This is a genomic window from Gemmatimonadetes bacterium SCN 70-22 (assembly GCA_001724275.1).
In the GTDB taxonomy this organism is placed as follows: Bacteria; Gemmatimonadota; Gemmatimonadetes; order Gemmatimonadales; family Gemmatimonadaceae; genus SCN-70-22.
The window spans coordinates 1-10571 of the sequence record MEDZ01000064.1; the positions used below are offsets into that span (position 1 = coordinate 1).

Annotated in this window: 7 protein-coding genes and 2 pseudogenes; 3 read left to right on the forward strand and 6 right to left on the reverse strand. The window is 68.5% G+C overall.

The features are described from left to right. From ABS52_18555 to ABS52_18565, 3 genes and pseudogenes are all read right to left on the reverse strand, one after another. Positions 1–891: pseudogene (locus ABS52_18555) on the reverse strand (hypothetical protein). Between the two features lie 186 nt (positions 892–1077). Further along, positions 1078–4338 (reverse strand): annotated as a pseudogene (locus ABS52_18560) (TonB-dependent receptor). Positions 4339–4540: 202 nt separating this feature from the next. Further along, positions 4541–5833 carry a hypothetical protein gene (locus ABS52_18565; protein ID ODT00395.1) on the reverse strand — a complete coding sequence of 431 codons (1293 nt, stop codon included), beginning with the start codon at positions 5831–5833 and terminating at the stop codon, positions 4541–4543. A gap of 252 nt (positions 5834–6085) precedes the next feature. On the opposite strand from ABS52_18565, the gene ABS52_18570 reads away from it, so the two are divergent. From ABS52_18570 to ABS52_18580, 3 genes are read left to right on the forward strand one after another with little or no spacing between them, the layout of a single operon-like run. After that, entirely contained in the window at positions 6086–6382 is a 297-nt protein-coding gene (locus tag ABS52_18570) for a hypothetical protein (protein ODT00396.1), read from the forward strand. After that, a complete protein-coding gene (locus ABS52_18575) occupies positions 6379–7257 on the forward strand; it encodes a protoheme IX farnesyltransferase (protein ID ODT00397.1) in 879 nt (292 codons plus the stop codon). The genes ABS52_18570 and ABS52_18575 overlap by 4 nt, the downstream gene beginning before the upstream one ends. A gap of 16 nt (positions 7258–7273) precedes the next feature. Beyond that, the gene (locus ABS52_18580) at positions 7274–7549 is read left to right on the forward strand and encodes a hypothetical protein (protein ID ODT00398.1); all 276 of its coding nucleotides are present in this window, start codon (positions 7274–7276) and stop codon (positions 7547–7549) included. A 115-nt stretch (positions 7550–7664) separates the two neighbouring features. Here ABS52_18580 and ABS52_18585 read toward each other — a convergent pair whose 3' ends face one another. Genes ABS52_18585 through ABS52_18595 form a run of 3 tightly spaced genes read right to left on the reverse strand, consistent with a single transcriptional unit; the run spans position 7665 to position 10465 of the window. Then, positions 7665–7898, reverse strand: coding sequence for a hypothetical protein (locus ABS52_18585; GenBank protein ODT00399.1), 234 nt, complete (start codon positions 7896–7898; stop codon positions 7665–7667). A 40-nt stretch (positions 7899–7938) separates the two neighbouring features. Beyond that, on the reverse strand, positions 7939–9285 hold the full coding sequence (locus ABS52_18590; protein ID ODT00400.1) for a hypothetical protein: 1347 nt from the start codon (positions 9283–9285) through the stop codon (positions 7939–7941). Further along, complete coding sequence (locus ABS52_18595) at positions 9278–10465, reverse strand: hypothetical protein (GenBank protein ODT00401.1); 1188 nt, start codon at positions 10463–10465, stop codon at positions 9278–9280. The genes ABS52_18590 and ABS52_18595 overlap by 8 nt, the downstream gene beginning before the upstream one ends. Between the last annotated feature and the right edge of the window lie 106 nt (positions 10466–10571).

The following is a 10571-nucleotide window of genomic DNA, read 5'->3' on the forward strand; positions in this document are numbered from 1 at the left end:
CATCACGCGAACCGCGCGAGAGCGGTCCCTCGCGAACCCCGCGTACAGCTGCGCCGAATCGCCCGCCAGCCACACGCGCACCAGGATGTGCAGCGTGTCGCCGCGTACCAGCGCGTCCCCGGACAGCGGGAGCGAGAACTCGAGCGCCCGAGCGGCGCCATCGGCGGAAACGCCGCGCCACCCCGTCGCCGCTGCCAGGCGCACGTCACGCTGCGTCACCACGCGCGGGGCCATCAGGACGCGGTTGTAGCCATTCAGCACCGAGAGCCCCGACGACGCCAGCGCCTCCCTGGCGCGTGCGCGCGCCACCCGGAACGTGTCGGGCGGCTCCCCGTCATCCACGGGATAGCCCGGCGGGCCGGGTGCCTGCGTCACATGGTGCGCGAAGACCGTCATCCCCGTGGCGGCCGCCGAGATCCAGAGTGGCTCGGCGCGCAATCCGGCCACGCTGAAGCCGTTGACCGTCTCGAGAATGGAGTGGGCCGCCGAAGGGAGACGCAGATGGGAGTTGGCCGCAATCCCGCTCACATTGCCGAACCCTCCCGTCCACACCGCCGCATGCCCCGCGGCGGTCACGCTCGGGAAGGCCGGCTGTACCGACACGGCGCAACTCCCCGCGCCGAACAGCGCGCGGATGGCCGGAATCCGCGCCGGATCGACCGTGTCGGTGATGCGCCGCTCGTTGAAGGCGTCGAAGGAGACAACGATGGCGCGGCGAGGTGGCGCATGGTCCCGGCGCGCCGATTGCGGCCTGCTCACGGCGCACGCCGCAAGCCAGGTGACCAGCGGGACCAGCGGGAGCAGCGGGACCAGCGGAAATCGCGGATATCGCGACCCTCGCCGCGGGGCGCACGAGGCGCGTGGCAGGGCGTAACGACGAGGGACGGGCATCCGGCCTGGTGCGCGGCGTTCCGGGTTGAAGGCCATCATGCCACGCAGCCGCAATGGCGGTCGCTCGGACGGCTCTGGCTGCCGTGGTTGCACCCCGGGCAGGCGCGTGGGCCCTCCGAATGAGCAAAGGTCGCCCCCCGGATGGAAGGCGACCCTGCTCCTCGGTTCATGCGTTGTCCAACCGGCTCAGTTGAAGTTGTAGCGCAGGCCGAGCTGGAGACGATAGACGTCGAAGATTCCCGCCGTCTGCTCGTACGTCTTCGAGATGAGGTTTGGCCCGATGTTGCGCAGGCGATAGAGTGCGCGCCCCTGCGCGTCGGCGCCGCGGGCAATCAGGGGCTGGTTGGTGACCAGGCGCCTGCCGAGTCCCCAGTCCTTGTTGATCAGGTTCCCCGCGTTGAGGATGTCGAGCCGCAGCTGCAGCGAGTTGCGCTTCCCCCCCAGGTCGCGGAACAGCTCCTGGGTGATGCTGGCGTCCACGCGCAACGCCTGTGGCAGGAAGACGGCGCCACGCTCGGCGTACTTGCCACGGTTCTTGCTCAGATAGTCATCCTGCCGGATGTAGGCTTCCCAGGCCGCCGCCTGCTCGGCAGCGGTGAACGTCTTCCCCGACGAGGAGAACTGCTCGAAGTTCATCTCGCTGGTGCCGCGCGGGATGTAGATGAGGTCGTTCGAGAAGCCGCCATCGCCGTTGAGGTCACCGCTGAAGGTGTAGCTGGTGTTGCCCAGCGTGAAGCGCTCGGCGAACATCGAGAACGTCGTCGCCCCCATGCGCAGGTACTCCTTGCGGTACGACAAGGCGAGGAACGAGCGATGGCCGGGCGAAGTGGCGGAATACCCGACCCCCGGGTTGTTGGGATCGTTGGCCATGGCGTTGTTGGTCCACGATCCGCCGGCGATGGAGCCGGGGTCGATGGTGTTGCGCGCCACGCCGTAGTTGTAGCCCCCCTTCACGAAGAAGCCGTTCTGGAAGGCCCGCTCCAGCGACGCCGTGATGTTGTACGAGTACCCGACGTCCTGGTTCTTCAGGACATAGGCCGCCGTGATGTTCGGGTTGACGCGGTTGGAAGTCCAGCGCTTCCGGGTATCGGGACCGGTGAAGCTGGACTGCGCCGCCGGGAGGTTGGCGTTGATGTAGTACGCCCCGTTCACGTCCTTGCCGTACAGGAACTCGAGCGTCCCGGTGAACCCGTACGGGAGCTTCTGGTCGACGGCGAGGTTCGTCCGCCAGAGCTGCGGAAACTTGTAGTCGGGGTTCGTGAAGTTGAGCTCGTACGACGACGCCGGGGCGCCAGTCACGCTCGTCGGCTTGTAGGTGTCGGGGTTCGGGTTGAACGGACGGGTCGTGGTGTTGTTGATCTCGGAGAAGCCCGTGAGGATCCCGTTCTGCCCGATCTGGTTCGAGATCCAGACGTAGGGTGGGCTCCCGGTGAAGATCCCCGTTCCGCCGCGCACCTGCGTCGAGCGGTCGCCGAAGACGTCCCAGTTGATGCCGAGTCGCGGCGAGAAGAGGATGTTGGCGTCGGGGAGCTTCTGCGTCTGGTACTTCGCCGCCGCGCCGTTCTCGTCGCGGAACGTGAGCGCGTTGGCCTGCGGGTTGGTGAAGCCCGTCTCCTTGAAGCTCGGGACGTCGAAGCGGAGGCCCAGCGTCATCTTGAAGCGGTCGGTGACGCGCCACTCGTCCTGCGCGTAGGCGCCGGCATAGATGACCTCCAGCGGCTGCAAGGGCTCCTTCTATCCCGGGATGTTGTTGTAGCGCACCTGGAAGCGGCGCAGCGACACCGGCGACGTGGTCCGATTCGGGTTCGCGATGTAACCCTGCGCGTCGGTGAAGAAGTCGGCGAGCGAGTTGTAGATGTAGACGCTCTGCGACCCCGGGAAGAAGACGTTCTCCGAGCGGTACCGCTGGGCCGCGACGCCGAAGGTGAGGTCGTGGTCGGTGGTGTAGATCGAGAAGTTGTTCTGCAGCTGCAGGGTGTTGTAGCGCAGCTGGTTGTTCGGCGTGAACGGCTCGAAGCCGAACGACATGTAGGCGACGCCGTCCTTGAGGACGTCGATCAGCGGGAAGAACGTCCCCTTCGGCTCGCGGCTCTCATCGTTGCTGGTGTAACCCACGATGAGGTTGTTCGACATGTTGTTCCCGATGACCGAGTTCACCTCGCCCACGATCGAACGGATGTTCTCGAGGATCGCGTAGCCCGAATTCGAGAACGACATCGAGTTCAGGTTGTCACGCCGCCCGCCGAAGCCGAGCGAGCTGGAGGTCGAGATCGGGTTGTCGGACTTCGAGTCCAGCTGGATGTAGCGCAGCGAAATCTTGTTGGTCGTGTTCGCATTCCAGTCGAGCTTCGTGATGAGGCGGGTCGATGGCGTCTTGAGCTGCCACCCGGCGTAGTCCCCGGTCTCGTACTGGAAGTTCTGCTTCAGGAAATCGCTGACCGCCTTCAGGTCCGAGTCCAGGACGCGCGTGACGTTCCCCTCCACCGTCTGCGACCCGGTGTTGGCCAGGTAGGTCGTGCCCGGTGTCTCCAGCCCGTCGTTCTCGTAGTTGACGAAGAAGAACAGCTTGTTCTTCACGATCGGGCCAGCGAGCCGGGCGCCGATCTGGCCGAAGTTGAACGTCCCCGGGTTGAAGGCCAGCTTCCCGGCCTTGGTGCCGACGAAGTCCTGGTCGCGGCGAACGCCGTAGAGGGAGCCGGAGAACTCGTTGGTCCCGCTCTTGGTCACCGCGTTCACGCCGGCGCCCACGAAGTTCCCCTGGCGCACGTCGAAGGGGGCGATGTTGACCTGGATCTGCTCGACCGCGTCGAGCGGGAGCGGCGAGACCCCGGTGCGTCCCCCCGGCGTTCCGGAGAGGCCGAACGAGTTGTTGAAGAACGAGCCGTCGACCGTGATGTTGTTCAACCGGTTGTCCTGCCCGGCGAACGACGTCCCGACCGCCTGCGGCGTGAGGCGCGTGAAGTCGCCGATGGTGCGGGAGATGGTCGGCATCGTCGCGAGGACGTCCTGGCTGACCGTCGTCGCGGCCCCCGTTCGCGTGGAGCTGAACGGGCCAGCGGTCGCGGTCACCGCCACGGCTTCGAGCGTCGTCGCCGCCTGCTCCAGCACGAATTGCAGGTCGGTCGACACCCCCAGGGTCAGCATCAGGTCCTCGCGCACCTTCGGCTGGAAGCCGAGTGCCCGGGCCGTGACGCGATAGGGCCCGCCGACGCGCATGCCCGGGATCGTGAAGCGCCCGTCGCCGCGGGTGATGGCCCGATACTCGGTGCCAGAGGGGAGGTGCACCGCCTGGACGGTGCCACCCGCGACGGGGACACCATTCGACGCCGCGACCGAGCCGGTCATCGACGCCGTCGTCACGCCTTGCGCGTTCGCGCGTGACCAGCCCGCGCCGGCACTCGACAGGGCCATCGCCCCGAGCGCCGCGAGAAGACGAGAAAGTCTCATGTTGGTAAGTGGGGGGTGTAGGAGGAGTTCCACTACGCCGACCTAATGATCCACTGCAGTCGCGCAGGCACCCCCGGCTGGGCGGCACCGGCACGCAGCCGGGGGCGGCAGGGCCGCCCGCGGCAGTAGAAAACCTACCCTCGACATTGGAGCGGCGTAAGGAAGCAATGTAAACGGCTCGTCACGCCCTCCCGGCGCCACGTCACCCCCGCGAACGGGTCACGAAGATCCGGTACACCGGGATCCCGGCCAGCAGGACGGCGAAGATCCCCGCCGTCCACGCCCGGCTCCCCTCGTCCATCAGCGCGTTCCCGAGCAGGATCGCCACCGACAGGAGGAAGACCGCCGGCACCACCGGGTAGCCCGGGGTCCGGAACTTCGGGACGTAGCCCGGGCGGGCACGCAGGCGGTAGACCGCGGCCACGCCCCCGGCATAGAACGGGAGCATCGCGATCACGAAGGTGTCGGCCAGCTTCTCGAACGTCAGGAAGAGGACGTAGACCAGCCCCAGGAAGGCAACCAGCGCGATCGCCATGTACGGGGTCTTGTAGGTCGGGTGGACCGCCGCGATCGGCTTGAACAGCATCCCGTCGTCGGCCATCGCGAACAGGACCCGCGGCGAGGTCAGGAGGACGGCGCTCAACGTCCCGAAGGTCGACAGCATCACCGTGACCGAGACGAAGATCACCCCGGGACGCCCGAGGACGACCTCGGCGACGTCGGCCGCCACCAGCTTGGAAACGCGGATCTGCTCGACCGGGAGCACCGCCAGGTAGGCCAGGTTGGCCAGGCAGTAGATCACGATCACCGCCAGCGTCCCCCCGATGAGGGCGCGCGGGAGGTTGCGCTGCGGATCCTTCACCTCGCCCGCCACGTAGCTCAGGTCTCCCCAGCCGTCATACGCCCAGAGAACCGAGACGAGGGCGAGCCCCGCACTCCCCAGGACGAAGCTCCCCTCCGGGACGAGCGGGGTGTAGTGCCCCCCCGTCTTGGGGAGCCCGATGGCGAGCGCGGCCACGACGATGAAGGCGAGCCCCCCGAACTTGGCGACGGTGGTGACGTTGGTGATCGCCGTCCCCCACTTCACCCCCACGATGTTGAAGATGGCGGTGACGAAGATCGCCCCCGCCGCCACGTAGCGCGCGTACTGGTCGTAGGGGGCCACCGTCGGGTCGAAGCCGATCACCCGCAGGAAATACTCGGCGAAGGTGATGGCGATCGCGCCTAACGCCGCGGCGCGCACGATCGTCAGCTGCCCCCAGCCGAACAGGAAGGCGTACAGCCTCCCCCACCCCTCCCGCAGGAAGGCGTAGAACCCGCCGGTCTGCGGGATGTGCGAGGCCACCTCGGCCAGCGTCAGGGCGCCGCAGAGGGCGAAGATCCCCCCTACCGCCCAGATCGCGAGCAGGGGGAGCGGCCCCGGGATCTTGTCGGCGATCCCGGCGGGCGAGCGGAAGATGCCGGAACCGATCGTCGAGCCGATGCACACGGCCACCGCGCTCCACAGTCCGATGCGGCGCGGGAGCGCGCCGGTGGCCGGCGCGGACTCTGGGGATTGAGGGGGTGTCGACATGGCCGCAATGCTACCCGCCGCGCGCAAGTTCGGGGAGTGGGAATCGCCAATGCGTGCGCCGCGCGCGCACCGCCGAAACAGTCGCCCGTCCCCACGTCGCGGTTGAATCCCCGTCCCCCCACATACACCTTTCGCCCCGGGGCGCCGCCCCTCCCTTCCCCAGCCAGTGCGTTCGTGCCTCCAGCGTCGTTCTCCGAGATTCTCTTCTGGCTGTCGGTCGCGATCTGCCTCGTCGCCCAGGTTGCCGTGGTCCGCGCCGCGGTCGCCGGGCTGACACCAGGCGCCTCGCCATCGACCTTCGCGCGCGTGCGCGAGTTCTTCTGGGTCCTTCTTCCGGCCGCGCTCCTGGCCCTCCTGCTGGGATGGACGTGGCGCTCCCTCCCGGGGAACGCGCGCGCGCACGGGGACGCGCCCGGCGCCGCCCCCCACGCCATCGAGGGGCGTCCGGTCGACGTCGGGCCACGAACATGAGCGACGCGCGCCCGGTCAGCCCGATGCGCGACTTCATCACCCTCACGAAGCCGCGCATCATCTCGCTCCTCCTCGTCACGACCATCGCCCCGATGTACGTGGCGGGGACGCCGTCGTGGCTCGATGTCCTGGTCGTCTCCATCGGCGGCTACCTCATGGCCGGCGGCGCCAACGCGGTCAACATGTACATGGACCGCGACATCGACGACGTCATGTCGCGCACCCGCCTCCGCCCCATCCCCAGCGGGCGCATGGCGCCGATCGTCGTCCTCGCCTTCGGCGTCGCCCTCGCGGTCTTCGCCACCTGGCTCCTGGGACGCTACATCAACGTCCTCACGGCCGGCCTCGCATTGGCCGGCTTCTACTTCTACGTCTTCATCTACACCCGCTGGCTCAAGCGCACCTCGCCGCAGAACATCGTCATCGGCGGAGCCGCAGGGGCCTTTCCTCCCCTCGTCGGGTGGGCGGCCGTCACCGGCACGATCGACCTGGTGGCGCTCTATCTCTTCCTCATCGTCTTCTACTGGACCCCGCCCCACTTCTGGGCGCTCGCCCTCCTGAAGCAGAAGGACTACGGCAAGGCAGGAGTCCCCATGGCCCCCCTCCTCTGGGGCGAACGCGAGACGATGAACCAGATGCTCTGGTACACGCTCATCCTCCTCCCGCTCACCCTCCTCCCCGTCGCGTTCGGCGCCTTCGGCCCCCTCTACTTCGTGTCGGCCGCCATCCTCGGCGCCCTCCTCCTGCACGGCGTGATGCGCATCCGGCGCGAGGCCATCTGGACCAAGGCCGCCTGGTGGACGTACAAGTACTCGCTCCTCTACCTCGCCCTGCTGTTCGTCGCCATGGTGGTCGATCGGCGGCTCGGGGGATGACCCCAGGTGCACGACCGTGGATTTGCCTGATCAGTTCTCCGTCGGTACCGACGAGTTCCTCTCGATCCAGATCGCCGGAAACTCCGGCCAACCCGAACGCTTCCTCCTGGTCGGGCGGCCATACCACGGGCTCGTGCGGGTCAGGGAGTGGAGCAGCCACACCTACAACTCAGTGGGCGACGATTTCGAGATCGAGCCGCGCGAACTCCTCGAGGACGTCGAGACCGCATACGCAGCCGGACTCGGCGTTCGGCCAGAGCTCTACGAAATCAGGCTCTGGTTGGGGAGCTGACGCGGTGTCGCGTCAGCCGCGGGCGGTGGGCTGACCGAAAGCTCAGCATCGAGGAAAACGACAAAGGGGCACCCTCACCGGGTGCCCCTTTCTTATCGGTCAGGCAATCAATCGATCAGAACCGGCCGCAACCACACGACCCCGGGCCACAGCCAGCTCCCGGATCGGGGAGATCCGCCCCCGCACCTCTCGTCATGACGCCCATCCCCCCGGAGATTACGCGCCGCACCGGAGCGCCGGTCTCGGGGTGAGTCGAGAGCGGCGCCTCATCGAACCCCTGGCGAAGCTCGAACCGCTCCACGAAATCGCCGTCGCGCTCGGGAATAGTCTCGTACGTGTAAGTCGGCATCCTCCCTCCCTGCCATGCTGACGATAAACCGTCCGGTCAGTCAGCGCTCCGAACCGGCGGAGGGCGACGCCCCGGCACCATGCTCGAACCACCTGAACGCTACTATCCCCGCCGCCAGCATCGCGGTTCCCAGCATCGACGTCAGCGGAGCCGCGACGAAGGCGCTCAACACGCCGAAGCCCGCTGCCAGGACGAAGAACGCCGGCACGACCGGGTAGCCCCATGCCCGATAGGGACGAGGTGCGTCGGGCATCGTTCGCCGTAACACGAAGACCGCCGCCGCGCCAAGACCGAAGAAGATCCAATCGGCGAAGACCACCCCGCTGAGGAGCGCACCGATCTCCCCTCGGCTCGCCAGGAGGAGGACGAGCGACCACCCTCCGCAGAGGAGGATCGCGACGTGCGGGGTCCCGAATCGGGGGTGGATCTTCCCCACCGCGCGGAAGAAGACGCCATCGCGCGCCATGGCATATGGGAGCCGTGAATTCGCCAGGATGGCGACGTTCACGAAGCCGAGGATCGAGATCATCGCCGAGACCGTGATGAAGCTCGCTCCCAACGGACCGATCATGCGCGATGCCGCGGAGGCCGCGACGGCCGGACTCACGGCCAGGCCGTCGCGCCCGAGCGCGCGCAGGTAGACCGCATTCGCGCCGAGGTAGATGGCGACGACGATCAGGATGCCGATCAGGAGCGCGCGCGGGATGGTGCGCTCGGGGTCGCGGATCTCGGCGGCCACCATGTTCATCTGCTGCCAGCCGCCGATGGTGAACAGGACGGCGACGAAGGCGGCGGCGAAGCCACTGGCGAGCGAGGCGCGCGGTGGAGGCGCATCCGCCACGACCGGCGGGGCTCCCATCGAGTTCCAGAGGACGAACCCCGCCACGATCAGCGCCGCCAGGGCGGCGATCTTCGCCCCGGTGAGGACGTTCTGCAGCACGACGCCAGGGCGGAGCCCGACGAGGTTGGTGATCGAAAGGACGGTGATCGTGGCGGCGGCGACGCCCAGCTCCCCTCCCATCGGCGCCAGCGCGACGAACCGTCCGAGATAGCCGGCGAATCCCATCGCCACCGCGGCGATGGCTCCGGAGGCGATGCTCAGCAGGACCATCCATCCGTAAAGAAAGGCGGGGAGCGGGCCGAAGGCTCGCCGGATGTAGACGTACGGCCCGCCGGCGTCCGGGAGCATGGCCCCGAGCTCGGCGTAGGTCAGTGCCCCGGCCAGGGCCAGGAATCCGCCCAGCACCCAGACGGCGAGGATGGAGGCGCCGCTGGGGAGGGCACGCGCCACCTCGGCGGGGGTGAAGAAGATCCCGCTCCCGATGATCCCCCCGACGACGAGGAGCGCCGCCGAGAAGGTGCCGAGCTCGCGGCGGAGCTCAGACAACGATGAGGTCCCGCTGGATCTCGACCGGGGTGATGACGAGCGCGCGGTCGCCGACGTAGGCGTTGACCTCGGTGCGGAGGCCGATGTCGCCGCGGATGTAGACGCCCGGCTCGATCGAGAAGCCGACCCCCGGGATGAGGAGCCGCTCGTCGCGGGTCTCGAGGTTGTCGAGGTTGGGACCCGAGCCGTGGATCTCGCGGGCGTCGATGGAGTGTCCCGTGCGATGGGTGAAGTACTCGCCCAGGCCGGCGCGTTCGATCACCGCGCGCGCCGCGTCATCGACGTCGGCCCCGCGGACGATGTCGCCAGCCGCAATGTGCTGCTCGAGGTGGGCGATGGCCGCGTCGCGCGCATCGCGCACCGCCTCCCACAGGCGCACGGCGCGCTCGCTGGGCGCGCCGACGATCGCCATCCACGTCTGGTCCGCGTACGGGCGCCCGGGCTCGCGCGCCCAGAGGTCGATGAGGACGACGTTCCCGACGGTGATGACCTCGGGGCGGTCGGGGGAGGGGTCGTGGTGCGGGTCGGCGGCGTTGGCCCCGACGGAGACGTTGGGCGGCGCATACGTCACCAGCCCGGCGCGGGTGAAGGCGTCCATCATCCGCGCCTGCAGGACGTGCTCGGCCACCGGGGTGCCGGCGCGCGCCATGGCGCCGGCGTGGGCGAAGGCCTCGTGCGCGACCTGCGCGATGTGCTCGGCGGCGCGGCGGTGGGCCGCGAGGTCATCGGCGGTCCAGGTGGCGTAGAAGCGCGAGACGAGCTCGCCCGAGGTCACGACCGTCGCCCCCGCGGCGCGCACCATCTCGAGGACGCCGGCGGGGGTGCGGTCGAGGTACGGGACGGCGTCGCCAGGGGAATACTCCATCGCCACGCGCTTCCCCCCAACCAGCTCGTGCAGCATCGCGTCGAGCGCGCGCCACGACGAGTAGCGCTCGCGTCGCCAGGCGGTCGGCCAGTCGCGCCACGCCCCCTGCTCGATGTTGTGCGTGATGGCGACCGGGACGCCGCGCGGCGGAATGAAGACGAAGATGCGGCGCGACAGGTGCGCCTCGACCATCCCCAGGAAGTCGCGGGCGATGGGGTTGCAGGCGCGGAAGTCGTACAGCAGCCAGCCATCGAGCCCGGCGTCGGCGATCGCGCGCTGGATGTCGGGGAGCGACTCGGGGCTGAGGCGGGGCATGGCTACTCCTGCGCGGCGGTGGGTTTCCATTCGGCGCGCCAGGCGCAGGCACCCTCACCGCGCGTGGCGCAGCGAATGTGCTCCACGGCGCCGACGCTGTTGACCA